The sequence below is a fragment of the Aeromicrobium sp. genome, assembly GCF_049587115.1.
In the GTDB taxonomy this organism is placed as follows: Bacteria; Actinomycetota; Actinomycetes; order Propionibacteriales; family Nocardioidaceae; genus Aeromicrobium.
Map to the genome: position 1 here is coordinate 15,817 of NZ_JBAVDI010000114.1, position 23,723 is coordinate 39,539.

23 protein-coding genes and 1 pseudogene are annotated in these 23,723 nt (G+C 67.1%); 13 read left to right on the forward strand and 11 right to left on the reverse strand.

The annotated features are described in order from the left end of the window. Positions 1 to 28: 28 nt before the first annotated feature. Positions 29 to 2,053: an FAD-dependent oxidoreductase gene (locus tag WB461_RS10495; RefSeq protein WP_423852678.1), complete on the reverse strand. Its 2,025-nt coding sequence runs from the start codon at positions 2,051 to 2,053 to the stop codon at positions 29 to 31. After that, complete coding sequence (locus WB461_RS10500) at positions 2,050 to 2,460, reverse strand: nuclear transport factor 2 family protein (protein WP_423852679.1); 411 nt, start codon at positions 2,458 to 2,460, stop codon at positions 2,050 to 2,052. Before WB461_RS10500 ends, WB461_RS10495 begins: the two co-directional genes overlap by 4 nt. Positions 2,461 to 2,486: 26 nt before the next feature. Here WB461_RS10500 and WB461_RS10505 point away from each other — a divergent pair, with 26 nt between their 5' ends. After that, complete coding sequence (locus tag WB461_RS10505) at positions 2,487 to 2,723, forward strand: SCO4848 family membrane protein (protein ID WP_423852680.1); 237 nt, start codon at positions 2,487 to 2,489, stop codon at positions 2,721 to 2,723. Here the strand turns inward: WB461_RS10505 and WB461_RS10510 are convergent. Further along, the gene (locus WB461_RS10510) at positions 2,702 to 3,238 is read right to left on the reverse strand and encodes a PadR family transcriptional regulator (RefSeq protein ID WP_423852681.1); all 537 of its coding nucleotides are present in this window, start codon (positions 3,236 to 3,238) and stop codon (positions 2,702 to 2,704) included. The two genes, WB461_RS10505 and WB461_RS10510, sit on opposite strands and share 22 nt — an antisense overlap. Before the next feature lie 71 nt (positions 3,239 to 3,309). Continuing rightward, entirely contained in the window at positions 3,310 to 4,116 is an 807-nt protein-coding gene (locus WB461_RS10515) for an alpha/beta fold hydrolase (protein ID WP_423852682.1), read from the reverse strand. Positions 4,117 to 4,239: 123 nt separating this feature from the next. Here WB461_RS10515 and WB461_RS10520 point away from each other — a divergent pair, with 123 nt between their 5' ends. Further along, a complete protein-coding gene (locus WB461_RS10520; RefSeq protein ID WP_423852701.1) occupies positions 4,240 to 5,400 on the forward strand; it encodes a CaiB/BaiF CoA transferase family protein in 1,161 nt (386 codons plus the stop codon). Positions 5,401 to 5,431: 31 nt separating this feature from the next. Continuing rightward, the gene (locus tag WB461_RS10525) at positions 5,432 to 6,574 is read left to right on the forward strand and encodes an acyl-CoA dehydrogenase family protein (protein WP_423852683.1); all 1,143 of its coding nucleotides are present in this window, start codon (positions 5,432 to 5,434) and stop codon (positions 6,572 to 6,574) included. Positions 6,575 to 6,587: 13 nt separating this feature from the next. Here WB461_RS10525 and WB461_RS10530 read toward each other — a convergent pair whose 3' ends face one another. Continuing rightward, on the reverse strand, positions 6,588 to 7,304 hold the full coding sequence (locus WB461_RS10530) for a MerR family transcriptional regulator (protein ID WP_423852684.1): 717 nt from the start codon (positions 7,302 to 7,304) through the stop codon (positions 6,588 to 6,590). A gap of 174 nt (positions 7,305 to 7,478) precedes the next feature. Here WB461_RS10530 and WB461_RS10535 point away from each other — a divergent pair, with 174 nt between their 5' ends. From WB461_RS10535 to WB461_RS10555, 5 genes are all read left to right on the forward strand, one after another. Beyond that, the gene (locus WB461_RS10535) at positions 7,479 to 8,696 is read left to right on the forward strand and encodes an acetyl-CoA C-acetyltransferase (protein WP_423852685.1); all 1,218 of its coding nucleotides are present in this window, start codon (positions 7,479 to 7,481) and stop codon (positions 8,694 to 8,696) included. 36 nt (positions 8,697 to 8,732) lie between these two features. Beyond that, positions 8,733 to 10,922: a 3-hydroxyacyl-CoA dehydrogenase NAD-binding domain-containing protein gene (locus tag WB461_RS10540; protein WP_423852686.1), complete on the forward strand. Its 2,190-nt coding sequence runs from the start codon at positions 8,733 to 8,735 to the stop codon at positions 10,920 to 10,922. 152 nt (positions 10,923 to 11,074) lie between these two features. Continuing rightward, positions 11,075 to 12,055, forward strand: coding sequence for an ATP-binding cassette domain-containing protein (locus WB461_RS10545; protein WP_423852687.1), 981 nt, complete (start codon positions 11,075 to 11,077; stop codon positions 12,053 to 12,055). Then, complete coding sequence (locus tag WB461_RS10550) at positions 12,052 to 12,897, forward strand: ABC transporter permease (protein WP_423852688.1); 846 nt, start codon at positions 12,052 to 12,054, stop codon at positions 12,895 to 12,897. Before WB461_RS10545 ends, WB461_RS10550 begins: the two co-directional genes overlap by 4 nt. Before the next feature lie 41 nt (positions 12,898 to 12,938). Further along, positions 12,939 to 13,559 (forward strand): LON peptidase substrate-binding domain-containing protein, encoded by a 621-nt coding sequence (locus tag WB461_RS10555; RefSeq protein WP_423852689.1) that lies wholly within the window; start codon positions 12,939 to 12,941, stop codon positions 13,557 to 13,559. Positions 13,560 to 13,577: 18 nt separating this feature from the next. Here the strand turns inward: WB461_RS10555 and WB461_RS10560 are convergent, their stop codons facing one another. Next, positions 13,578 to 14,900 (reverse strand): cytochrome P450, encoded by a 1,323-nt coding sequence (locus tag WB461_RS10560; protein ID WP_423852690.1) that lies wholly within the window; start codon positions 14,898 to 14,900, stop codon positions 13,578 to 13,580. Between the two features lie 44 nt (positions 14,901 to 14,944). Between WB461_RS10560 and WB461_RS10565 the strand changes: the two genes are divergently transcribed. Then, on the forward strand, positions 14,945 to 15,562 hold the full coding sequence (locus WB461_RS10565) for a TetR/AcrR family transcriptional regulator (RefSeq protein WP_423852691.1): 618 nt from the start codon (positions 14,945 to 14,947) through the stop codon (positions 15,560 to 15,562). Between the two features lie 16 nt (positions 15,563 to 15,578). On the opposite strand, the gene WB461_RS10570 is transcribed toward WB461_RS10565, so the two are convergent. From WB461_RS10570 to WB461_RS10585, 4 genes are all read right to left on the reverse strand, one after another. Further along, on the reverse strand, positions 15,579 to 16,400 hold the full coding sequence (locus WB461_RS10570) for a DUF1206 domain-containing protein (protein ID WP_423852692.1): 822 nt from the start codon (positions 16,398 to 16,400) through the stop codon (positions 15,579 to 15,581). A 70-nt stretch (positions 16,401 to 16,470) separates the two neighbouring features. After that, positions 16,471 to 17,943, reverse strand: a complete 1,473-nt coding sequence (locus WB461_RS10575; protein WP_423852693.1) for an SDR family oxidoreductase — start codon at positions 17,941 to 17,943, stop codon at positions 16,471 to 16,473. Positions 17,944 to 17,986: 43 nt separating this feature from the next. Next, the gene (locus WB461_RS10580) at positions 17,987 to 18,307 is read right to left on the reverse strand and encodes a hypothetical protein (protein ID WP_423852694.1); all 321 of its coding nucleotides are present in this window, start codon (positions 18,305 to 18,307) and stop codon (positions 17,987 to 17,989) included. Positions 18,308 to 18,524: 217 nt separating this feature from the next. Next, a complete protein-coding gene (locus WB461_RS10585; RefSeq protein ID WP_423852695.1) occupies positions 18,525 to 19,382 on the reverse strand; it encodes an SDR family oxidoreductase in 858 nt (285 codons plus the stop codon). Positions 19,383 to 19,501: 119 nt separating this feature from the next. Between WB461_RS10585 and WB461_RS10590 the strand changes: the two genes are divergently transcribed. Genes WB461_RS10590 through WB461_RS10600 form a run of 3 tightly spaced genes read left to right on the forward strand, consistent with a single transcriptional unit; the run spans position 19,502 to position 21,808 of the window. Further along, the gene (locus WB461_RS10590; RefSeq protein WP_423852696.1) at positions 19,502 to 20,368 is read left to right on the forward strand and encodes an alpha/beta fold hydrolase; all 867 of its coding nucleotides are present in this window, start codon (positions 19,502 to 19,504) and stop codon (positions 20,366 to 20,368) included. Then, the gene (locus tag WB461_RS10595; protein WP_423852697.1) at positions 20,361 to 21,116 is read left to right on the forward strand and encodes an enoyl-CoA hydratase; all 756 of its coding nucleotides are present in this window, start codon (positions 20,361 to 20,363) and stop codon (positions 21,114 to 21,116) included. Before WB461_RS10590 ends, WB461_RS10595 begins: the two co-directional genes overlap by 8 nt. 11 nt (positions 21,117 to 21,127) lie before the next feature. Then, complete coding sequence (locus tag WB461_RS10600) at positions 21,128 to 21,808, forward strand: nitroreductase (RefSeq protein WP_423852698.1); 681 nt, start codon at positions 21,128 to 21,130, stop codon at positions 21,806 to 21,808. Positions 21,809 to 21,824: 16 nt separating this feature from the next. On the opposite strand, the gene WB461_RS10605 is transcribed toward WB461_RS10600, so the two are convergent. Next, positions 21,825 to 23,240 carry a hypothetical protein gene (locus WB461_RS10605; RefSeq protein ID WP_423852699.1) on the reverse strand — a complete coding sequence of 472 codons (1,416 nt, stop codon included), beginning with the start codon at positions 23,238 to 23,240 and terminating at the stop codon, positions 21,825 to 21,827. Positions 23,241 to 23,392: 152 nt separating this feature from the next. Between WB461_RS10605 and WB461_RS10610 the strand changes: the two are divergent. Next, positions 23,393 to 23,723: pseudogene (locus WB461_RS10610) on the forward strand (hypothetical protein); the annotation flags it as partial.

The window sequence follows — 23,723 nt, forward strand, 5'->3', positions numbered from 1 at the left end:
CAGTATGTCGGTCGGGCCACGCCGCCCGTCACAGCCGGGCGGCGAGCTCCGTGGCCTGCTTGATCGCCCGCTTCGCGTCGAGCTCGGCTGCGACGTCGGCCCCGCCGATCACGTGCACCGTGAGGCCACGCGCCTCCAGCGGCTCGATCAGGTCTCGGACCGACTCCTGACCCGTGCACAGAACGATGGTGTCGACGTCGAGCACCCGGGACTCGGTGCTGTCCTTGCCGGTGGAAACCGTGATGTGCAGGCCGTCCTCGTCGATGCGGTCGTAGGTCACGCCCTTGACCATCTCGACGCCGGAATCCTTCAGCGTCTGGCGGTGAACCCACCCCGATGTTTTGCCCAGACCCTTGCCGAGCTCGGTGGTCTTGCGCTGCAGCAGCGTCACCTCGCGGCTGGGAGGTGCCTTGAGCTTGGTGGCCAGGCCGCCACGCTCGATCTCGGGATCCGTGATGCCCCATCGCTGCATCCAGTGCTCGAGCGGCTCGTCGGGCTCGTGCAGGAGGAACTCCGAGACATCGAAGCCGATGCCGCCGGCGCCCATCACCGCGACTCGCCGGCCGACGGGCGCGCCATGCCGAATGACGTCCTGATAGTTGACGACCTTGGCATGGTCGATCCCGGGGATGGATGGGATGCGCGGCTCCACGCCGGTCGCGAGGACGACTTCATCGAAGTTCTCCAGATCCTCGCTCGTCGCTCGGGTGCCGAGGTGGACCTTGACGCCGTTGATCTCCATCCGACGGGTGTAGTAGCGGATGGTCTCCCTGAACTCCTCCTTGCCCGGGATGGCCATGGCGAGGCGGAACTGGCCGCCCAGCTCGGCGAGCTCCTCGAACAGCTCGACGGTGTGGCCGCGGCCCGAGAGCTCAGTCGCGGCGGCAAGACCGGCCGGTCCGGCGCCGACGACCGCGATGCGCTTGGCGGTTCGCGTCGGGGCGAGGACCAGCGAGGTCTCGTGCCCGGCGCGGGGATTGACCATGCAGCTGGCGCGCTTGTTCTGGAAGGTGTGGTCCAAGCAGGCCTGGTTGCAGGCGATGCACGTGTTGATCTCGTCGCCACGGCCCTCGGCCGCCTTGGTGACGAAGTAGGGGTCGGCCAGCAGCGGCCGGGCCATCGACACCAGATCGGCCTGGCCCGAGGCGATGATCTCCTCGGCCACCTCGGGGGTGTTGATCCGGTTGGACGCAACCACAGGCACCGAGACCTCCGGCTTGAGCTTGGCGGTGACCCACGCGAAGGCGGCACGGGGCACGGAAGTCACGATCGTGGGAACGCGGGCCTCGTGCCAGCCGATGCCGGTGTTGATGATCGACACGCCAGCGCGGTCGACCTCCTTGGCGAGGTGGACCGTCTCGTCCCAGCTCTGCGCGTCGTCGACCAGATCGAGCAGCGACATCCGGTACATCACGATGAAGTCCTCGCCGACGGCCTCACGGACCCGCTCGACGACCTCGATCGGGAAGCGCATGCGATTCTCGGCGCTTCCACCCCAGCGGTCGGTGCGGTCGTTCGTCCGGGCCGTGAGCATCTGGTTGATCAGGTAGCCCTCCGAACCCATGATCTCGACGCCGTCGTAGCCGGCCCGGCGAGCCAGGACCGCTGACGTGGCGAAGTCGGTCACGGTGCGGTCGACCTCCGCGGTCGACATCGCCTTGGGCTTGCCGAGTGGCGTGATGGGCGACGGCTTGCTCGAAGCGGCGCGCTTGAAGGGGTGGTAGCCGTAGCGCCCCGCGTGCAGCAGCTGCATGACGATCTTGCCGTCGTGCTCGTGCACCGCGTCGGTGACCACTCGGTGCTTGTCGGCGAATCTGGCCGAGGTCATGGTCGAGCCGAAGGGCAACAGCCAGCCGTGCCAGTTGGGGGCGTAACCGCCGGTCACCGAGAGCGCCACTCCGCCCTTGGCGCGTTCAGCGAAGTATGCAGCGAGCTCGGTCAGGTGCTTGGCGCGGTCCTCCATGCCGGTGTGCATCGAACCCATGATGACGCGGTTTCGCAGGGTGGTGTGACCCAGATCGAGTGGTTCGAGCAGGTGGGGATACGGGTTCATCGGGACTCTCCGGTCAGGTCGGCCATGGCTTCTGCCTGGATCTGGGGGAACTGGGCGCCCATCGCGGCGGCGAGCGCAGTGGCGGCCGACAGCGGGCGCACCATGACGGTGAGCTCGCTGACCAGACCGGCCTCATTGGTGCGGATCAGGTCGATGCCGTGCAGGCTGACGCCATCGACGGTGGTCTGGAAGATCAGGGCGGACCCGCGTCCGTCAGCGTCGGCGAGCTCGCGGACGTAACCGAAGTCGGCAAACACCCGGCCGACGCCACGCAGGATCGCTGCGACGATCGGCTTGCCCTCGTATGGCTTGAACGCCACCGGGCTGCGGAACACGACGTCGTCGGCGAGCAGCTCACCGAGCGCGGCGAAGTCACCGGCCTCGACGGCGGCGCGAAACTCTCTCATCTGAACTCCTGTGATGGGATGGTCTGGTGATCTCGAAGACTGCCGCCCGGTTCCTCATCGTCGCGGGCCTGTTCAACGCGGCGATCTGGCCCCGCTTCGCCAAGGCGATCGTCGATGACGACCGTGCGTGGAGCGGTGAGCACTGGCACAGCACTCCGCAGGCGTTCTTCTGGGTGCATGCGGTGCTGATCACGACCGCGATCCTGATCGGCGGGGGCATCCTGGTCGTGGGTGTTCGGGCTCACCGATCCCCCAGTCGCTGAAGGATTTCGTCGCACCACGTGACGCCGGTCCGCTCGGCCAGCATGCCGCCGCGCAGCACGAGCCAGCCGCCGATCTCGGCGTTCGACAGGCTGTCGGGGTCGGGATAGAACTGCTCGGCACTCTCCTCGTAGTACGCGAGCTGCTGCAGGTGCGCCCGGCGACGGACCCGAACGTCGTCGACGATGGCCTCGCTGTCGCCGAACGGCAGAGCTCGCAGCTTGACCGCGAACTCGCTGCGCAGGTGCTCGACCGGCGTCGCCTTAGACGTCCAGAGCGCGAGCTCCTCGCGGCCCGGGGTCGTGATGGCGTACACCTTCTTGTCGGGACGACCATCCTGGGCGACGATGTCGGACGCGACCCACCCGTCAGTCTGCATGCGGCCCAGCACCTTGTAGATCTGCTGGTGGCTGGCCTTCCAGAAATGTCCGATCGAAGCGTCGAACCGCCGCGCCAGGTCGTATCCCGACGCGGACTTCTCCGCGAGGGATACCAGGATCGCGTGCTCGAGCGCCATGCCGTGACCGTACTATGCAACGAGTTGCAATGCAATAGGTTGCGTATGGTCTTGGGTGGGCTCGGGGGAAGTCAGGCCACCCGCACCCGTGGGTCGGCGGCGGCGACAGTCTGGTCGATGACCCGGACGACCAGCTCGGGGTCGTCGATCATCGGCACGTGGCCGCAGCGTGGCAGCGCGACGTGCTGCGCGTCGGGCAGGCGTTCCTGTGCGATCGCCGACGAGCTGTACGGCAGGATCAGATCGCGGGTGCCCCACGCGATGGTCGTCGACACGACCACACGCTGGCGGAAGGTGTATCGAACACCGGCGAACAAGGTTCGTTCGAAGCCGGTGCAGTTCTTGAGCGCAAGAGCGTCGCCGAGGACCTGCTCGGGAGTGAATCGCTCGGGGTGCGTGTAGAGCGAGCTGCCGACGAGCTTGCGGCCCCAGGCTCGGTTCGCCGTGTACTGCAGTGCTCTCGCTGGCAGCTGGCTGCTGACGCGCAACATGATCAGCAGCACGAAGGTCTGCACCTTGTTGACGAGGCCGAAGAATCCGGCAGGACTCAGCGCGGTGACCGATCGGACCAGGTTGCGAGCGCCGAGCTCGAGCGCGATCGCGCCACCGAGTGAGTTGCCGACGACGTGCGGCCTCTCGATGCCCCATGCAGCGAAGTTGGCTACCAGGTTGTCGCAGGCGTTGCGCATGTCGTACTTGACGCCGTGGGGATAAGCAGGAGAGTCGCCAAAACCCGCAAGATCGACGGCGATGACGTCGTACTTCGTCGAGAGCTGTTCGAAGACTGAATCCCACGCCTGCCGACGGTGCCCGATGCCATGGATGAGCACGAGTGGCTCACCAGAACCCTTGCGGGTGTAGACGAGTTGGGAGTGCATGTGTGCGGGCCTCTCATCGATCCGGAAACGTGACACCGATGATGACACATATGCGTACTGAGGGTATGTGACACGCCTCACTTGCTATCGTAACAGTGGAACTGTCACAATCTCGCTGTGACTATGACTGCGCGCAAGTCGGCCGCCTCTGGACCGCTCCACGGTGTCCGGGTGATCGAGCTCGTCGGCATCGGTCCGGGCCCTTTCGCCGCGATGCTGCTGGCCGACCTCGGTGCCGATGTCATCCGGATCGACCGACCCGGCGGCAATGCGATGCAGGTCTCGCAGCCCGACAAGGACATCCTCGGTCGCGGCCGGCCCTCGGCTGCGGTCAATCTGAAGGACCCGCGCGGCATCGAGCTGGTGCTGGACCTCGTCGAGCAGGCCGACATCCTGATCGAGGGATTCCGTCCGGGCGTCACCGAACGGCTGGGGCTGGGACCCGAGGCGTGCCACGCCCGCAACCCCGCGCTGGTCTACGGCCGGATGACCGGCTGGGGTCAGGACGGTCCGCTCGCGTCGACCGCGGGCCACGACGTCAACTACATCTCGGTCGCCGGAGCACTCGATCCGATCGGTCGAGCCGGCGGACCACCGCAGATCCCGCTCAACCTGGTCGGGGACTTCGCCGGCGGATCGTTGTATCTCGTCACGGGCGTTCTCGCCGCGTTGACTCACGCCCGTGGGAACGGTGAGGGGCAGGTCGTGGACGCCGCGATCACCGACGGCGCGGCGCACCTGCTCGCGATGCCGATGACGATGCAGCAGGTCGGCGCCTGGAATCACGAGCGCGGAACGAACCTGCTCGACTCCGGCGCACCGTTCTACGACGTGTACGAGACCGCCGACGGTCGCTGGATGTCGGTCGGGGGGCTCGAGCCGCAGTTCTATGCCGCGATGGAGAAGGTGCTCGCGATCGACGACCTGCCCGATCGTCATGACCTGACCCAGTGGCCAACCCTGCGCGGGATCCTCGCGGACACGTTCGCGACCAAGTCGCAGGCCGAGTGGACTGCCTTGTTCGACGGCACCGACGCGTGCGTCGCTCCGGTCGTCCCGATGCACGAGGCCCCGCAGCATCCGCACAACCTGGCCCGCGGCACGTACGTCGAGCATGAAGGACTCATGCAGGCGGCCCCCGCACCCCGGTTCTCCCACACCCCCGCAACGCTGACCACGCCGCCGGCGCGGGCCGGCGCCAACACGGCCGAGGCGCTTGCCGCCTGGGGAATCGCCGAGGTCGACCAGCTCATCTCCGACGGCGTCGCCGTCCAGGCCGACTGACCACTCCACCGCACCGATCAGAGGACGTACCATGCAGCGAGGAATCTTCGAGGCCGACCACGAGGCCTTTCGCGACACCGTGCGCACCTTCTGCGAGAAGGAGATCGCGCCGAATCACGAGCAGTGGGAGAAGGACGGAATCGTCCCGCGTGAGCTGTGGGAGAAGGCCGGCGCACTTGGCCTGCTCGGCTTCATGATGCCGGAGGAGTACGGCGGAGGCGGCATGGATGACTACCGGTTCAACGCCGTGATCTCCGAGGAGCTCATTCGGGTCGGCGCGAGCGGGGTCGGCTTCGTCCTGCACACCGATCTCGTCTCGGGCTACCTGTTGTCGTACGCCACCGAGGAGCAGAAGGAGCGCTGGCTGCCGAAGTTCTGCACCGGCGAGATGATCACTGGCATCGCCATGACCGAGCCGGGCACGGGCTCGGACCTGCAGGCGATCCAGACGACCGCTGTGCGCGACGGCGACCACTACGTGATCAACGGTGCCAAGACGTTCATCTCCAACGGCATCCTCGCCGACCTGGTCATCGTGGCGGTCAAGACCGATCCCGAAGCCGGCGCGATGGGAGTCTCACTGATAGCCGTCGAGCGTGGGATGGCGGGCTTCGAGCGCGGCCGCAACCTCGACAAGATGGGGTTGAAGGCGCAGGACACCGCCGAGCTGTTCTTCGACGACGTCCGGGTACCGGTGACGAATCTGATCGGCGAAGAGGGCAAGGGCTTCATCCATCTCATGGAGAAGCTGCCGCAGGAGCGGCTGGCGATCTCGGTCGGTGCCATGGCCGCGACCCGGTCGATCATTGACATGACGTTGGACTACGTCAAGGAGCGCACCGCGTTCGGCAAACCGATCGGGTCGTTCCAGAACTCGCGCTTCGTGCTCGCCGAGCTGGAGACCGAGATGCAGATCGGCCAGGCGTTCGTCGACAAGAGCATCATCGCGCTGGGAAAGGGCGAGCTGACCATCGAGGAAGCCGCGATGGGCAAGTGGTGGACAACCGAGCTGCAGAACAAGGCAGCCGCCAAGTGCCTCCAGCTGCACGGCGGCTATGGATTCATGTCGGAGTACCCGATCTCCAAGGCGTACACCGACAGCCGGATCCAGACGATCTATGGCGGCACGACCGAGATCATGAAGGAGATCATCGGTCGCACGATGGGCCTGTAGCGCTGGAGCGGGGTCAGGTGCGGCGGCGGACCGTCTCGCGCTTGGCCTCGTCCACCGACGACTCGTAGGCCGTGACCAGCGACTGGATCGTCAGCGGCTTGAACCGCTCGATCATCGAGGTGATGGCCTCGGGTGACTGACCGGACGACTTGAGGTGCGGCCACACCGTGGTGCGGAACAGCTCGGTGAGCGCTACCGCCATGGCGTGGCCGTGCTCGGTGATGATGCGTCGGGCCGCGAGGGCGGCCTCGGTCGGCAGGCCCACGTCGAGGAACTGGATGCCGACCGCGAGGTGTGCGGGTGCGACCTGGAAGACGTCCTCGACGGGGGTCGGCTCGATGACTCCGAGTGCGACCAGCAGCTCCAGGTCGTCGTCCGAGAGGCTGCGACCGGAGCGGATCTCCAGCTCGGGTCGGGTGACGGTCTCGGGCAGGTCCGGCATCCACGGTGCGAGCAGCGTCCGGTGCATCGCGACCTGCTCGGGCGTCGCGTCAGCCGGGATGTTCTCCAGGTAGCCCTCGATCGCCGAGAGCGTGAAGCCATGTGCCTGCAGCTCGCGGACGAGCTCGAGCCGGGCCAGGTGGTCGGGGCCGTAGTAGCCGTTGCGACCCTCTCGCCGAGGCGGGGGGATGAGCCCGCGCCCGGCGTAGAAACGTACGGTGCGCACCGTCATGCCGACGCGCGACGACAGCTGCTCGACGCTCATCGTCTCGATCGGGGCCGGGTCCATGGTGCTGAGACTATGCCACCATCGCTGTCGAGATCGCGCGGCAGCAGATGCGGACCCGCCGCTGGCGTGACGTGAGCCACAGCACCTGCCCTACCACTTTGACAGTGGCGGTGTCACAATCGAGGTTGTCACTTTGGTGGCACGCCTTTCACCTGATCTCGTGAGGACACAGCAATGACCGAGGCCTTTGTCTATGACGCCATCCGCACCCCCCGTGGTCGCGGCAAGAAGTCCGGATCGCTCTACGAGGTCAAGCCGATCTCGCTCGTCACCGGACTGATCGACGAGTTGCGCAAGCGCAATCCCACGCTCGACACGGACGGGATCGAGGACCTCATCCTGGGCTGCGTCTCGCCCGTCGGTGACCAGGGTGCCGACATCGCGAAGACCGCTGCGCTCGCCGCCGGTCTGCCCGACACCGTGGCCGGCGTCCAGCTCAACCGCTTCTGCGCCTCGGGCCTGGAGGCCGTCAACCAGGCGTCGGCGCGCGTGCGCTCGGGCTGGGAGGACCTGCTCCTCGCCGGTGGCGTCGAGTCGATGAGCCGAGTCCCGATGGCCTCGGACGGTGGCGCCTGGGCGATGGACCCCAAGACCGCGTTCGACACCGACTTCGTTCCACAGGGCATCGGTGCCGACCTGATTGCCACGATCGAGGGCTACAGCCGCACCGATGTCGACACGTTCGCTGCCGAGTCGCAGGCGCGCGCCGCCAAGGCCATCGCCAACGGCTACTTCAACAACTCGGTCATCCCGGTCAGGGACTCCTCCGGCCTGACGATCCTCGATCATGACGAGTTCGTCCGCGAGGGCACGACAGTCGAGAGCCTCGCCGGTCTGCCGGCCTCGTTCGCCCAGATCGGTGAACAGGGTGGCTTCGACTCGGTGGCGCTGGAGAAGTACACCGACGTCGCCGCGATCAACCATGTGCACCACGCTGGCAACAGCTCGGGCATCGTCGACGGCGCGGCCCTCGTGCTGATCGGGTCGGAGTCCGCTGGCGAGCGCCACGGCCTCAAGCCCCGCGCCCGGATCCTGTCCGCTGCGGTCTCCGGCTCCGAGCCGACGATCATGCTGACGGGCCCCGGACCGGCCAGCCACAAGGCACTCGAGCGTGCCGGTCTCACCGTCGGTGACATCGATCTCCTGGAGATCAACGAGGCCTTCGCCGCCGTCGCGCTGCGACTCATGAAGGATCTCGGTGGCTTCCCGCACGACCAGACCAACGTCAACGGCGGATCGATCGCGATGGGCCACCCGCTGGGCGCGACCGGCGCGATGATCCTCGGCACCCTGATCGACGAGCTCGAGCGTCGGGACCAGCGATACGGCCTCGCCACGCTCTGCGTCGGCGGCGGCATGGGTATCGCCACCGTCGTCGAGCGCCTCAGCTGATCACCGTCCACACCCCTTCCTGCAGAGAGAACATCCATGACTGAAGCAGTGCGTTACGAGGTCGAGGGCGGAATCGTCAACCTCGTCATCGACGATCCCAGCCAGAGTGCCAACACCATGAACCAGGCGTACGCGGACTCGATGGCCGCAGCCGTCGATCGGCTCGTGTCCGAGATCGCCGCCGATGGCGACGCGATCACGGGCGTCATCGTGTCGTCAGCCAAGAAGACCTTCTTCGCCGGCGGCGACCTGAAGCTGATGGTGCAGTCGACCCCGGCCGACTCCCAGCGCCTCTTCGACGAGGTCGAGGGCATCAAGGCGACCCTCCGCAAGCTCGAGACGTGCGGCAAGCCCGTCGTCGCGGCGATCAACGGTGCCGCCCTCGGCGGGGGCCTCGAGATCGCGCTGGCGGCGCATCACCGCATCGCGGTCGACGGGGGCTACATGGTCGGTCTCCCCGAGGCGACGCTCGGGCTGCTGCCCGGTGGAGGCGGTGTGACCCGCACGGTCCGGATGTTCGGCATCTCGGACGCCCTCATGAAGTTCCTTCTCCAGGGCACGCAGATGCGCCCCGCCAAGGCGCTTTCCGAAGGGCTGGTCGATGAGGTCGTGGCGTCCCAGGACGAGCTGCTTCCAGCCGCGAAGGCGTGGATCGAGGCCAACGCAGGCAATGAGGAGGCCGCGACCCAGCCGTGGGATCGCAAGGGCTACCGCATGCCGGGCGGCACGCCGTCCAACCCCAAGCTCGCGGCGTTCCTGCCGGCGTTCCCCGGCAACCTGCGCAAGCAGACCAAGGGTGCGCCGTACAAGGCTCCGCGCAGCATCATGAGCGCCGCTGTCGAGGGTGCGCAGGTCGACTTCGACACCGCATCTCGGATTGAGTCGCGCTATCTCGTGGACCTGTTGATCGGTCAGCAGTTCAAGAACATGACCCAGGCCTTCTTCTTCGACCTCGGGGCGATCAACGCGGGTGCCTCACGGCCGTCCGGTGTCGCGCCGACCAAGGCGACCAAGCTCGCGATCCTCGGTGCCGGGATGATGGGCGCCGGCATCGCCTACGTCTCGGCCAAGGTCGGAATCGACGTCGTGCTCAAGGATGTCTCGATCGAGGCCGCCGAGAAGGGCAAGGCCTACAGCCAGAGCCTGCTCGACAAGCAGGTCGATCGGGGTCGCATGGCGCCGGAGAAGCGGGACGAGATCCTGGCCCGGATCACCCCGTCGGCCAACTACGCGGATCTCGGCGGTTGCGACTTCGTGGTCGAGGCCGTGTTTGAGTCGGTCGAGCTGAAGCACTCGGTGTTCGCCGATCTCGAGCCCGTCGTCAACGGTGACGCGCTGCTGGGATCGAACACCTCCACACTGCCGATCACGATCCTTGCCAAGGGTGTGAAGCGTCCCGAGGACTTCATCGGGATCCACTTCTTCTCGCCGGTCGACAAGATGCCGTTGGTCGAGATCATCGTGGGCGAGAAGACGTCCGACGAGGCCATTGCCCGCGCCATCGACTTCACCAAGCAGATCAAGAAGACTCCGATCGTCGTCAATGATTCGCCGGGGTTCTTCACCAGCCGGGTGTTCGGAACCCTGGTCATGGAGGGTGCGCAGATGGTCGGCGAGGGCGTCAACCCTGTCACGATCGAGCGCGCCTCGCAGCTCGCCGGCTTCCCAGGCACCCCGCTCGCGATGATCGACGAGGTGTCCTTGACGCTGCCGCAGAAGATCAATGCCGAGGCGCGGAAGCTGGCCGAGTCCGAGGGCAAGGCTCTGCCGGACTCCCCGGCGATGGATGTCATCAACACGCTCGTCGATCTGGACCGCAAGGGAAAGGCCGCGGGCGCTGGATTCTACGAGTACCCCGAGGGCGGCAAGAAGTTCCTGTGGCCCGGGCTGGAGGAGCATTTCGCCAAGGACGGCGTGGACGTTCCGCTCGAGGATCTCAAGGAGCGGCTGACCTTCATCATGAGCATCGAGACGGTCCGCATCCTCGAGGAAGGTGTCCTCCGCACCGTGGCTGACGCCAACATCGGCTCGATCTTCGGCATTGGATTCCCGCCGCTGCACGGAGGTGCCCTGCAGTACATCAACGGGTACCCGGCCGCTGACGGACGCATCGGCATCGAGGCGTTCACCGAGCGTGCGCAGGAGCTGGCCGAGAAGTACGGCGAGCGGTTCTCGCCGCCGGCGCTGCTGCTGGAGAAGGCCCGCAAGGGGGAGAAGTTCGCCTGACGCAAGCCGTCCAGCGGCATCGCGACGAAGGGCCCACAAGCATCCGCTCGTGGGCCCTTCGTCGTCCTCGCATGGTGGTGACAGCCTCTTTTTGTCGGTGGCATCCTATATTCCTACTAGGAAGAATGATTCGCTCGAGGGAAGGCCACAACATGAACCGCCCACTCGCCGTCGAAGCGATCGATCTGGTCAAGCAGTTTGGTGACAACAAGGCGGTCGACGGGGTCAGCTTTGCCGTGCCGCAGGGCTCGGTGCTGGGCATCCTCGGCCCCAACGGCGCGGGCAAGACGACCACGGTCCGGATGCTCACGACGCTGAGTGTCCCGACCAGTGGCACCGGACGGGTGGCAGGGCACGACATCATCGCCGAGCCGGAAGCGGTCCGTCGCAGCATGGGCCTGACCGGTCAGGCCGCCACGGTCGACGAGCACCTCACCGGCCGCGAAAACCTCCGGCTGATCGGTCGTCTCTACGGACTATCCCGGCGGTACGTCGCCGAGACGACCGACGAGCTGCTCGAGCGCTTCTCGCTGATCGAGGCCGGTGACCGGCCGGCAAAGACCTACTCCGGTGGCATGCGGCGCCGGCTCGACCTCGCGGTCAGTCTGATCGCCGCGCCGCCGGTGCTGTTTCTCGACGAGCCGACGACCGGCCTCGACCCGCGCAGCCGCACCGAGCTGTGGGGGGTCCTCCGTGAGCTGGTGCGGGACGGCACGACGCTGGTGCTGACGACGCAGTATCTCGAAGAAGCCGATCAGCTGGCCGACGAGATCATCGTGATCGACAAGGGCCGGGTCATCGCCGCGGGCACGCCCACGCAGCTCAAGGACCAGGCAGGTGAGGCTGCGGTCGTCCTGACCCTGACCAACGCTGCCGATCTGGCCGCGGCCGAGGCGCTGATGCGCCAGCACTCGCCGGAGGTCCATGTCGATGCCGGCGCACGTCGTCTCATCGCCAAGGCCAACGGCCTCGCCGACATGTCGCGGATCGGTAACGCCTTCGACGCCAGCGGCTTGGCGGTCGATGACCTGGGCCTCAAGCGACCCAGCCTCGATGACGTCTTCCTGCACCTGACCGGCCACCGGGCCGAAGAGATCGACGAGTCCGATGAGATGGACGAGGTTCCCGCATGAGTGCCTCGAACATGCCGATGGCATCGGTCGAGCGCCCCACCGTCCATCCGCCGAGCCTGATCAGGTCCTCCGCGACGGTGGTCTGGCGCAATCTGCTTCACATCAAGCGCATGCCGGAGATGTTGCTGGACGTGACGATCCAGCCGGTCATGTTCGTTCTGCTGTTCGCCTTCGTGTTCGGTGGGGCGATCTCGGTGCCGGGGGGCGGCAACTATCGCGAGTTCCTGCTGCCGGGCATCATCGTCCAGACGATCGTGTTCTCGTCCGCGATCACCGCGATGGGCATCTCGAACGATCTGTCCAAAGGCATTGTCGACCGCTTCAAGTCGTTGCCGATCTCGCGGTCGTCGGTCCTGGTCGGCCGCAGCATCTCGAGCCTGATCCATTCGAGCATCGGCATCACGGTGATGTCGTTGACCGGCCTGCTGATCGGTTGGCGCATTCGTGACGGCTTGCTGGACGGGGTGCTGGCATATCTGCTGCTCCTGTTGTTCGGCTTCTCGATGATCTGGCTCGGGATCTGGATCGGCTCGCTGATGCGCACCGTGGAGGCCGTGCAGGGCTTCATGTTCACCGTGATGTTTCCGCTGACCTTCGTGGCCAACACCTTCGCTCCAACCGGCAAGATGCCGACAGCGCTGCGGATTGTCGCCGAGTGGAATCCCGTCTCGGCGCTGACCCAGGCGACGCGAGAGCTGTGGGGCAATGCGCCACCGGCTGCCGAGAGCGCGGCGTGGCCGCTGCAGCACGCGGTTGCGGTCTCGATCCTCTGGCCGTTCATCCTGACCGCGCTCTTCGCGCCGTTGGCGCTGCGCGCCTTCAAGGGCCGCTCACAGGACTGATCTCGGCGCGCCGAGCGGTGACGCGCGTGATTGGCTGAAGCATGGACGAGCCTGTCGAGCTGCCGATGTTTCCGCTGGGATCGGTGCTGTTCCCCGCGATGCCCCTGCCGCTTCGGGTCTTTGAGGCGCGCTACCTCACGATGCTGGACGCGATCCTGGCTGGCGAGACGCCGGAGTTCGGCGTCGTGTTGATCGAACGGGGTCAGGAGGTTGGTGGGGGCGAGCAGCGGTTTGGGATCGGCACCGTCGCAAGGATCGCCGAGGTCACCAGCGGGGAGGGCATGGTCAGCGTCCTGGGGTCGGGGCACCGACGATTCGAAATCGTGCAGTGGCTCGCGGAGACCCCATTCCCCCGCGCAATGGTGCGATTCCTGCCGGATCTGGAGTGGGACGAGTCGTGCGAGCAGCGCAGTGAGCAGACCGAGCTGCTCGTGCGCCGCACCCTGCAGAGGGCGCGTCTGCTGGACGATCAGGTGTGGCCGTCGACGGTCGAGCTCGAAGACGAGCCGATCACCCACGTCTGGCAGCTCGCCGGCATCGCGCCGCTCGGTCCCCTCGACCAGATTGGGCTGCTGGGCGCGCACTCCGTCCGCGACCTGCTCGATGCGATCTTCGTCGCGGTCACCGATGTGGCCGAGTCGTTGGACCTGCGCTCCCTGTAGCCGACCGCTGGGCGCGCCTCAGAGCGCACTGAGGCTGATGGGCTGACCGTCCTTGGGGAATGGCAGAGAGTGATAGTTCATGGGCGGCCGGTAGTCGGGGTCGACGGTCCACGTGAAACGCCGAAGCAGGTGGACCATGACGGTCTTGACCTCGGCACCGGCGAAGAACATGCCGAGGCACTTGTGCACTCCGCCACCGAAGGGCTCCCAGGCGTGTCGATGCACCTTGTCCTCGCGCCGGTGCTCGGCGAATCGCTCGGGATCGAAGCGCTCGGGTTCGGGCCAGAGCTCCTCCATGTGGTGGGAGAGGTGGACCATCACCGCGACGAGGCGATCAGCCGGGATGTGGTGCCCCAGCACCTCGGTGTCCTTGACGGTCTTGCGGGCCAGCACCGGCACAGGCGGCACGAGTCGCAGGCTCTCCTTCAGGACCAGATCGATGGCGGTCAGCCCGTCCAGATCGGCCATCGACGGGTGCTCGGGCAGCGACATGGCCTCGTCCCGGCAGCGCTGCTGCCACTCGGGGTTCTGCCCGAGGTGCTGCATCATCGTCGACACCGTGATGGTCGAGGTGTCGTGCGCTGCCATCAGCAGGAAGATCATGTGGTTGACGATGTCCTCGTCGGAGAATCGTTCACCGTCCTCGGTCGTGACCTGGCAGAGCACTGAGAACAGGTCGGTCCCGGGATTGGCCCGCTTGGCGGGAAGGTGGCGGGAGAAGAACTCCTCGAGGGTGGCCCGGCTGCGCAATGCCCGTCCCCAACGAGTGCCGGGGAGGTTGACCCGCACCAACGCGGTGGCCGACTGGACGCAGTCGATGAAGGCGCGGTTGACCCGGTGCAGCTCGTCAGGCGTGGTGAGATCGGCGCCACCCATGAACACAGTGGTTGCGAGGTCGAGGGTCAGCTCCTTGAGGGCCGGATAGGCAAGGAAGCGATCGTTCGGCTGCCAGGTGTCGAGTCCCTCGGCGACCGCGGGTTGAAGTGCCGTGGTGTATCGCTCCAGGTGCTCGCGGGTGAAGGCCGACTGCATGATCCGACGGTGTCGGTGGTGCTCGTCGAAGTCCAGCAGCATCAGGCCGCGGTCGAAGAACGGGCCGACGAGATAGCCCCAGCCCTCACCGCTGGCGAAGGCCTTGTCGCCGTTCCGCAGGGCCACGTCGCACGCGTCCGGCCCGAGAAGAACGGTCCAGCGCTTGCCGATGAAGTCGATCTCCGAAACCTGGCCGAACCGGTCGTGCTGGTCACGCATCATGGCGAGCGGGTCGCGGATGTATGCCAGTGTCCGGCCGACATACGGCAGACCCCGGCGGCGGGGTGGCGCGTCCGCGGCGACCGTCATGCGGACATCTTGATTCAGACAGGACGTTCTGTCAACATCTTCTCATGGCGGTCAGGGCAGGGACATATCGCGGCGTGAGCGCCGAGCAGCGCCGGGACGAGCGACGATCCCGGCTTCTCGAGGCCGCGCTGGAGGTGTGGGGGCGGGACGGCGGCCCCACGGTCACGATGACCCGGATCTGCGCTGAAGCAGGCCTGACTGAGCGCTACTTCTACGAAAGCTTCGACGGGCTGGACACTGCGCTTCTGGCGGTGCTCGACGGCATCGCCGACGAGATCGCCGACCGTACCCAGGCTGTCCTTTCTTGTACGCAGGGTGGGCCGGCCGAACGAGTGCGTGCCAGCATCGGTGAGTTCTTCCAGATCCTGACCGACGACCCCCGGAAGGGTCGAGTGGCGATCGTGGAGGCCGTCGCGCTCGACGGCCTGCGGGCTCGCCGGTCCGAGCTGCTGCGGCGATTCGCCGAGCTGGCGGCCCGCGAGGCCCGCGAGCTGTACGGACCGCAGGCGTGGAGCGAGCCCGAGGCTCGGATGGCGGCGACGATGTTCATCGGCGGTGTCGCCGAGCTGGTGACCGCCTGGATCGAGGGAGGCATCACGGTGTCGCCCGACGAGCTCGCGGATTCGGCGACCCACTACTTCACCGCGACGGCGCACCGCTGAGGGCGAGCAGGGGCGGTCAGCGGGATCGCGCGTATCGCGCCCAGGCGAACGCGAACAAGCCGAAGCTGGCCAGACCGATCGCCACCAGGGTCAACAGGACCGGACCGTACGGCTGCTCACGCACGGTCTTCAGCGCATCGTCCAGCCCACCGGCCTTGTCGGGGTCGTAGGAGATGGCAGCCCAACCGAACAGAGCCCCCACCACGGCGATCGCGACGCCCTTGCCGACGTAGCCGATTCGCCCCACGGCCAGCACCCCGGATCCGGACCGACCGGTGGTCGCCCCGGCGACCAGGTCATGGGTGAATCCATCGGTGACTCCTCGACGGACATGGCTCACGGCGACAGCGATGATGGCCGCGCCCACGAGCGCGACCAGGATGCGGCCGGACGGGACAGCCAGCAGTCGAGCCGTGATGCCCTCGTCGGTTGAGTCACCACCGCCGGAACCGCTGGAGCCTGCTGCGGTGCGTATCGCGGAGCCGGCCAGCGCGGCGTAGACAATGGCTCTTCCCGCCGCGGCCAGTCGTTTGACGACGCGTCGCCGGTCGTCGGATTCGGACTGGTGACCCCACAGTGCGGTCAGGGCCTGCCACACCACGAGAGCGGCGAGCCCAGCGGCGGCAACCCACAGCAGCGCTTCGCCGAAAGGCTTGTCCGCGATCTCCCGCAGGGCCCCGGTGCTGCTGGCGTCACCGCCACCACTCCACGCGATCCGCAGTGCAATCCATCCGATCACCAGATGCACGACGCCGTACGACACCAGACCAACCCGCGCGGCCGCGTGCAGCAGCGTGTTGTGCCGCGCCTGTCTGGCCTTCTGCTCCACCTCTGCCATGCCGCGCTCCCTCTCCCGGACGATCCTTTCAGAAGGCGTGACCGATCGCATCCGCTCGCGGTGGTGCGACTCAGTCCTCAAGCGCCTCGGCGGCCTTGGCGATGTTCTTCTGCATCGAGCCGAAGATGATGCCGTGGAACGGGTAGATCGACCACCAGTAGAGGTGCCCGAACAAGCCCTTGGGGTGGAACAGGGCGCGGTGGTGGAATGTCGTGGTCCCGCCGTCGGTCGAACCGACCTGCAGCTCGAGCCAGGCCAAGCCCGGCAGCTTCATCTCCGCGCGCAGACGCAGGAACGTCCGGTCGTCTGTCTCCTCGACCCGCCAGAAGTCCAGCACGTCGCCGACTCGAAGATCGACCGCGCTGCGGCGGCCGCGGCGTAGTCCGGGGCCGCCCACGGCCCGGTCGAGGATGCCGCGCACCCACCAGGCGAGCGCCCAGGAGTACCAGCCATTCTTGCCGCCGATGCCCTCGATGATGGTCCACAGGTTCTCGGGGCTGGCGTTGACCTCGCGGGTTCGCTCGTCCTTGTACAGCGAACCCCCGGCCCAGTCCGGGTCGGTCGGCAGCCCGACCGAGGGTGCGCCCGCCGTCGAGGCCGACGACCAGCGGGTCGGCACGTCGAGATTCTGGATCCTGGTCAGCGCCAGCTCGACAGCTCGGTCGAAGCCGAGCAGACCGTCGGGCGGGTCCGGCACGTACTCCTTGATGTCGGTCTCGGCGGCCACCACGGTGTTCTTGAGGGACTCCACGAGCGGACGAGCCAGGCTGGCCGGTACGGGTGTGATCAGCCCGACCCAGTGGCTCGACAATCCGGGTGACAGCACCGGGACGGGCAGCACCCGGCGCTTGGTCAAGCCGGCGACGGAGGCGTAGCGCTGCATCATCTCGAAATACGTCAGCACGTCCGGACCGCCGATGTCGAAGCGGCGGTTGACGTCATCAGGCAGTGTGGCCGAGCCAACGAGGTAGCGCAGGACGTCGCGGATGGCGATGGGCTGGATCTTGGTGTGCACCCACTTGGGCGTCACCATGACCGGGAGGCGCTCGGTCAGGTAGCGCAGCATCTCAAAGGACGCCGAGCCCGAGCCGAGCACGATCCCGGCCTGGAGAACCGCGGTCGGGACGCCCGAGGTCAGCAGCACGTCGCCGACCTCCTCGCGCGAGCGCAGGTGTTCGGACAGGGCTTCGCTGGGCGGGTTCATCCCACCGAGATAGACGATGCGGCGCACCCCGGCTCGCTTGGCCTCGGCGGCGAAGGTCTCGGCCATCTTTCGCTCGGTCGAGCCGAAGTCGTCTCCCGTGCCGATCGAGTGCAGCAGGTAGTACAGGACGTCGACATCCTTCAGGGCGCTGCTCACGCTCTCGGGATCGGAGGCGTCGCCGACAGCGATCTCGACGTCATCGGCCCAGTCCCGGGCCCGCGCCTTTCGCTCGTCGCGAACCAGGACGCGCACGTCGTGGCCAGCTTCGAGCAGCTGCGGCACGAGTCGGCCGCCGACATAGCCGGTTGCTCCGGTGACGAGGCTGCGTGGGGGAGTCATGTCTCCAGTGTTGATGCCACGACGGTCGTCCGCACGCTGGGGGTCAGGTGAGAATGCGCACGTGGACGTCCTCGTACGCGAACCTGTTGGGAAAGGCGTGCGGTGCCAGGGGGAGACCAGTGGGTGTTGCGGAGTCGGGATGGGTCGAACTGTCCCGGCACGGTCGGGCACACCAGTCATTGCGACGGACGAACCGGTCGTCGACGACCGTTCCGAGATAGCGCCCGGTGCGGTCTACTGCGTCGTGGTCACCCCACGGGAACCAACCGATCCAGTCGCCGTGCAGGTCGAAGATGTTCGGGTCGGTCCACGTTCGTCTGAACGCGATGGGCTCGCCCTTCATGTCGAACAGGTAGACGCTCATCCGAGATTGTCCTTCCGGTGCCTCTGTTCTGACGGTACGTTCGCCGGCCGGGATCGGTGGGTATTTCCCGCCCGCGTCGCGAAAATGAGTCGTACGGACCAGACGGAGTGGCCCGGTTGGCAGCGGTCCGGTTCCCGTGGCTGTTCGAGCGTGACGGGTCGCGGAGGCGCATCGCACCGGCGGCCGGGACGACCGACAGCGGGCGTGCGGTCACCGGCTAGTGCAGGCGGAGCTCGGGGTTGTGTGGGCCCTTGGGCTCGACCCAGAAGTCAAGCGCGAGGTCCTCCTCGGTGCCGCCGTTCAGATAGATCGAGAAGTCCGTGACGCCTGCGTCCTCGAGAACATCGTCGTCGATCAAGAACTGGCCGGTGAAGTCTCGGCTGGGGTGAGTGAGGATCTCGTACGCGGCATCGGCCATGATCGCCGGTGTGCGCGAGTGGCTCACCAGCCCCGCGCCGACGACGTTGCGGACGGCTGCGGTGTCGATCGCGGTGCGCGGCCACAGGGAATTGGCGGCAATGCCGAACTCGCGCAGCTCCTCGCTGAGACCCAGCGTCACCAGGCTCATCCCGAACTTCGCGATCGTGTAGGCCGTGCTTGTCGCGAACCACTTCGGATCTAGGGTGATCGGCGGCGACAGCGTCAGGATGTGCGCGTTGTCGGACTTCTTCAGCCACTCGATCGAGGACTTGGACAGCAGGAACGAGCCGCGAGCGTTGATGTCGTTCATCAGGTCGTACTTCTTCATCGAGATGTCCGACGTGCCGGACAGGTCGATCGCACTCGCGTTGTTGACCACGATGTCGATGCCCCCGAATGCCTCGGCAGTCCGGGCCACGGCGTCCAGCACGAAGGCGTCGTCGCGAACATCGCCGACCAGCGGGAGTGCCCTGCCGCCGGCCGCCTCGATGGCCGATGCAGCGGTGTAGATCGTGCCGGGCAGCTTGGGATGCGGCTCAGTGGTCTTGGCCAGCAGCGCGATGTTGGCGCCGTCCTTGGCGGCACGAACCGCGATCGCTTCGCCGATGCCGCGGGAGCCGCCGGACATGATGATGGTCTTGCCTGCGAGTGACATGGGCACACCTTAGGGCTTCTCGCGGTGAGCCGAAACAGTAAAGGGGAGCCCGGTAGGCCACCTGTGTTGCTGCGACCGTCACTTACAGTCAATACTGACGGTAAGTGAGGAGGGTCGGCATGGATCCAGAGGTACCGGCGTGGTTCGCTGAAGCCCTTGCGCAGTCGCATGAATCGCGCGAGGTCGAGGTCGACGGTGCTCGCATCACCTACCGAGCCTGGGGAAAGCCGGGTCTGCCGGTCGCAGTCCTGGTTCATGGGGGCGCAGCGCACGCGGGCTGGTGGGATCACGTCGCACCGCATTTGACGGCAGACCACCGCGTCCTGGCCGTCGATCTGTCCGGACACGGCGACAGCAGCCACCGCGGCACCTACGCCCTGACGACGTGGGCCGACGAGATCATGGCAGTTGCCGCCGCCGAGTCACCCGATCCTCCGGTCCTGCTCGGCCACAGCATGGGTGGCTTCGTGGTGCTCACCGCGGCCCAGCAGCACGGCACCGCGATCCGCGGCGCCGCAGCGATCGACTCCCCGGTTCGCGAGATGTCGCCAGAGGCCCGAGCCTGGCTCGCGACAGCCAGCGACGTGCCGGGCAACAAGACCTACCCGGACCGGGCAACGATATTGAGCCGCTTCCGGACGCTGCCGGCCGACGACGCATCGCTGACCTACGTGCGCGAGCATCTGGCCGCCGGCTCGATTCGGCAGACCGGGGACAAGTGGACGTGGAAGTTCGATCCGCGGATCTTCCTGAGATCTCGGATGGAGCCTGAGGAGCTCGCCGAGTCCCTCTGCGACATCGCACTGATCCGCGGAGAGCGCGGCATGGCCACCACCGACATCACCGATGTGGTCGCGCAGCGGCTGGGTCGCGACGTCCCGGTCACGGTGATCCGAGACGCTGGCCACCACATCATGCTGGACCAGCCCATCGCGCTCATTGCGGTGCTGCAGACCCTGCTCGGCCAATGGAGGAACCGTGAGTGATTCCGTGCTCATCGGCACCAGCGACGGTGTCCTGACCATCACCTGGAACGAGCCCGACCGGCTCAACGCGCTGACCGCCGAGATGCTCGACGGCGCTGCCGCGGCGATCGAGGGGGTCGGTCCGGACGTGCGGCTCATCGTGCTGACCGGTACCGGCCGGGCATTCAGCTCCGGCGCGGCCCTCGGCCCGCAATTCGATGGGACCGCGACCCTGGACGGTGCCAACCGGCTGGTCCGGGCGATCACCAGAACTCCCGTCCCGGTGCTGAGCGCGGTCAACGGCATCGCGGCCGGCGTCGGCTGCTCGATCGCGATCGCCGCGGACATCACCCTGGCCAGAAGCTCCGCGTACTTCCTGCTGGCTTTCGTCAACATCGGACTGATGCCCGATGGAGGGGCGACGGAGCTCGTCGCGGCTTCGGTAGGCAGGGCTCGCGCCAACCAGATGGCGATGCTGGGCGAGCGCCTTTCGGCCGGTGTGGCCGCAGAGATCGGGCTGATTCACCAGTCCCTCGACGACGAGGACTACGAAGCGGAGCTCGCGCGGCTCGTGAAGAAGCTGGCCAACGGCCCCACCGTCGCGCTTGGTCGAACCAAGGCCGCGATTGCCGCGACGACCCTTACGCACCTCGATGAGGCGTTGGATCGTGAGCGCGACGGGCAGCTCGAGCTGTTCTCCACCTCGGATGCATTCGAGGGCGGCATGGCATTCGTCCAGAAGCGCAGGCCGGAGTTCACCGGACGATGAAGGAGAGCGTGATGAGTGACTTCGAGGTGCTCGACCGGGTGCTGACCGCACGGCGTAGCTGCAGGGGATTCCTGCCCGAGCCGGTGCCCCGCGACGTCGTCGAGCGGGTCTTGGCTGCAGCGCAGCACACCGCGTCATGGTGCAACACCCAGCCGTGGCAGGTCCACATCGTCTCGGGCGAGGCGAAAAAGGCGCTCTCCACGGCTGCGGTCGAGAACGTCATCGCGACGTTCGGACAGCCCGCTCCGTCGGACTTCGCCTTCCCGGCCGCGTACACCGGTGTCTACGACGAGCGCCGCAAGGAGGTCGGCTGGCAGCTGTACGACGCGGTTGGCGTCGTACGCGGCGACCGCGAGGCGTCAGCGATGCAGATGCTCCGCAATTTTGAGTTCTTCGGCGCCCCGCACGTAGCGATCATCACGACGGACGCCGATCTGGGTGTCTACGGAGCGATCGACTGCGGCCTCTACGTGAACTCGTTCATGCTCGCGGCCGAGGCGCTGGGAATCGGCACGTGCGCGCAGGCCGCGATGGGCCAGGTTGCGCCGGCAATTCGGGCGCAGCTGGACTTGTCCGACGACCGTCTGGTCGTCTGTGGCATCGCGTTCGGTCATCCAGATCCTGAGCATCCGACAGCCCAGTTCAGGTCGCACCGGGCCGCAGTCTCGAACGCCGTTGCCTTCGTCGACTGATCTCGCTTGACTGGCCTCAGCCGCGAAGAGCGCCGACTCCGAGCATTGCCGCCAGCCCCAAAGCGCTGCGCGGGTCGTACGCGGCGGTCCACAGTCCGCCGTGGGCTGCGTTGACCGCCTCGTCCTGCCACGGCTCGACCTGGGGCGCCGCACCTGCGCGCAGATCGTAGACCAGCAGCGCCGCCATCAGGGTGCTGCTCGTGGCGGGCTCGAAGACCTCGACACCGAAACGGTGCGCGCCGGCGTAGGCCGCGGCGAGCGCCCTGTTCTTGAGAACCGAACGCGTCCGGGTCGCGGGTGCGACGTTGAGCGAGACCATCGTGCCGGCCTGCCGGGCCGTGGTTGCTCGCCACCGCTGCAGACGCTTGGCCAGTGCGTAGTTGGGGCCCTGCTGCGGCACCAGTGCGTCACAGAGTCCCGGATCGGCGCCGGGCGGGTAGTTGCGTTGCAGCAGTCGTCCGCCGCTGACCGCTCGCAGCGGCGCGCGAACGAGGCGCGAGGCGTCGGCGTATGCCTGGTTGGACATCGCCACCTCCCGGGCCGGCACCGCGAATGCGTCGGTCGGTGTCGCCAAAAATGCCAGAGCTGTGTCGGGCCGCTGCTCGGTCAGGTGCGTCGCCAGCGCGTCGGCTGCCATCGAGACTCGGACGTGCATCGATCCGTCTGCGTAGCAGTAGTTGCCCAGGACGAGTCGGCCGTCGATGCCGTCAAGCCAGTGCGCGACTGCGGACAGCTCGGTGACCAGATCGGCCCCGGCGTCGTCCCCGTTGGTGACGATCCGGGCCGGGAGGTGCACCCGGCCGGCTGACTCTGCGGCGTGCGCGCGCACCCGTGCCTGCAGGTCCGGACCCGGCAGATCTATCGCGACGACCTCGGCGCCCCATCGGAGCAGAGCGCGGTACGGCGCCATCTCGGCTCCGGCACCGAGGACGACGATCGTGTCGCCCTCCAGACGCAGCCACGAAGGATTGGCTTGGACGGCCTTCAGGGCGTCAGCGCAGGACAGCGTGATGATGCCGTTGGCGGCCCACGTGTCGATCTGGTCAGTCAGTGCGGAGCCAGCCAGACGATCGCCGCGGTACGGCACCGTGAGCTCGGTCTGGGCCGCCGCTGTTCCCTGGATCGTGCGGGTGTGGAAGACCTGGGCCAACGGGGTGCCACTGATCGCCTCGTCGAGCACGACGTCGCCATATCGCATCGTCGCCCGGGCCGCGGCCAGTCCGTCCGCGGCGATCGACTGCGCCGCCGGCGGCTCCCCGATGCCCGCCTCGACGGCGCGTCGGAAGTGGCTGAGGTAGTTGCGCCGCCAGCTGGTCTGGCCCTCGACCGCCCGCGCTCCCACGGGGTCGGCCTTGCGCATGGCTCCGGACAAGATCGTTCGTGCGGCTGCCGACGTGCTCTCCGTCGAGAACGCCACTCCCAGGGTGCTCATGGACTCACAGTAGGAGCGATCAGAGGTTACTCACGAGTCGCCCAGCGCGAAATTTCCAGAGTTGTGCAATACGTTCGTATTGTCACCAATCCCTCAGCGTCATGGTGGCGAAGCACTGGTACAAGCCACCCACAGATGATTGAGAGACCACCATGAGCACCAATCGCAACCGCAAGTTCTTCGCCGGCATCGCGCTGGCCGCCGTCGCCGCGTTCCCGTTGGCGGCCTGCAGCTCCTCGGACTCGGCCGGCTCTTCGAGCTCGTCCTCCTCGTCCGCCGCTGCGCCCAAGCCGCTGGCCTCGATCAACGCCCTGACCGGCGAGGACACCGCCGTGGCGCTCGACAAGGGCTTCACTGACGCCCTGACCTCGCTGAAGCTCACGCCCGGCGTCGTCGGCACCGCGAAGCTCACCGACGGATCGCTCGTCTTCCCGATCACGGGCGGAAACGTCACCTACTTCAAGCCGGGCACCGTTTCGCCCT

Bases quoted from the DNA above. Each gene is read 5' to 3' on its own strand.
- WB461_RS10495 (WP_423852678.1), bottom strand. From the start codon at position 2,053: ATGAACCCGTATCCCCACCTGCTCGAACCACTCGATCTGGGTCACACC.
- WB461_RS10500 (WP_423852679.1), bottom strand. From the start codon at position 2,460: ATGAGAGAGTTTCGCGCCGCCGTCGAGGCCGGTGACTTCGCCGCGCTC.
- WB461_RS10510 (WP_423852681.1), bottom strand. From the start codon at position 3,238: ATGGCGCTCGAGCACGCGATCCTGGTATCCCTCGCGGAGAAGTCCGCG.
- WB461_RS10515 (WP_423852682.1), bottom strand. From the start codon at position 4,116: ATGCACTCCCAACTCGTCTACACCCGCAAGGGTTCTGGTGAGCCACTC.
- WB461_RS10520 (WP_423852701.1), top strand. From the start codon at position 4,240: ATGACTGCGCGCAAGTCGGCCGCCTCTGGACCGCTCCACGGTGTCCGG.
- WB461_RS10525 (WP_423852683.1), top strand. From the start codon at position 5,432: ATGCAGCGAGGAATCTTCGAGGCCGACCACGAGGCCTTTCGCGACACC.
- WB461_RS10530 (WP_423852684.1), bottom strand. From the start codon at position 7,304: ATGGACCCGGCCCCGATCGAGACGATGAGCGTCGAGCAGCTGTCGTCG.
- WB461_RS10535 (WP_423852685.1), top strand. From the start codon at position 7,479: ATGACCGAGGCCTTTGTCTATGACGCCATCCGCACCCCCCGTGGTCGC.
- WB461_RS10540 (WP_423852686.1), top strand. From the start codon at position 8,733: ATGACTGAAGCAGTGCGTTACGAGGTCGAGGGCGGAATCGTCAACCTC.
- WB461_RS10545 (WP_423852687.1), top strand. From the start codon at position 11,075: ATGAACCGCCCACTCGCCGTCGAAGCGATCGATCTGGTCAAGCAGTTT.
- WB461_RS10550 (WP_423852688.1), top strand. From the start codon at position 12,052: ATGAGTGCCTCGAACATGCCGATGGCATCGGTCGAGCGCCCCACCGTC.
- WB461_RS10555 (WP_423852689.1), top strand. From the start codon at position 12,939: ATGGACGAGCCTGTCGAGCTGCCGATGTTTCCGCTGGGATCGGTGCTG.
- WB461_RS10560 (WP_423852690.1), bottom strand. From the start codon at position 14,900: ATGACGGTCGCCGCGGACGCGCCACCCCGCCGCCGGGGTCTGCCGTAT.
- WB461_RS10565 (WP_423852691.1), top strand. From the start codon at position 14,945: ATGGCGGTCAGGGCAGGGACATATCGCGGCGTGAGCGCCGAGCAGCGC.
- WB461_RS10570 (WP_423852692.1), bottom strand. From the start codon at position 16,400: ATGGCAGAGGTGGAGCAGAAGGCCAGACAGGCGCGGCACAACACGCTG.
- WB461_RS10575 (WP_423852693.1), bottom strand. From the start codon at position 17,943: ATGACTCCCCCACGCAGCCTCGTCACCGGAGCAACCGGCTATGTCGGC.
- WB461_RS10580 (WP_423852694.1), bottom strand. From the start codon at position 18,307: ATGAGCGTCTACCTGTTCGACATGAAGGGCGAGCCCATCGCGTTCAGA.
- WB461_RS10585 (WP_423852695.1), bottom strand. From the start codon at position 19,382: ATGTCACTCGCAGGCAAGACCATCATCATGTCCGGCGGCTCCCGCGGC.
- WB461_RS10590 (WP_423852696.1), top strand. From the start codon at position 19,502: ATGGATCCAGAGGTACCGGCGTGGTTCGCTGAAGCCCTTGCGCAGTCG.
- WB461_RS10600 (WP_423852698.1), top strand. From the start codon at position 21,128: ATGAGTGACTTCGAGGTGCTCGACCGGGTGCTGACCGCACGGCGTAGC.
- WB461_RS10605 (WP_423852699.1), bottom strand. From the start codon at position 23,240: ATGAGCACCCTGGGAGTGGCGTTCTCGACGGAGAGCACGTCGGCAGCC.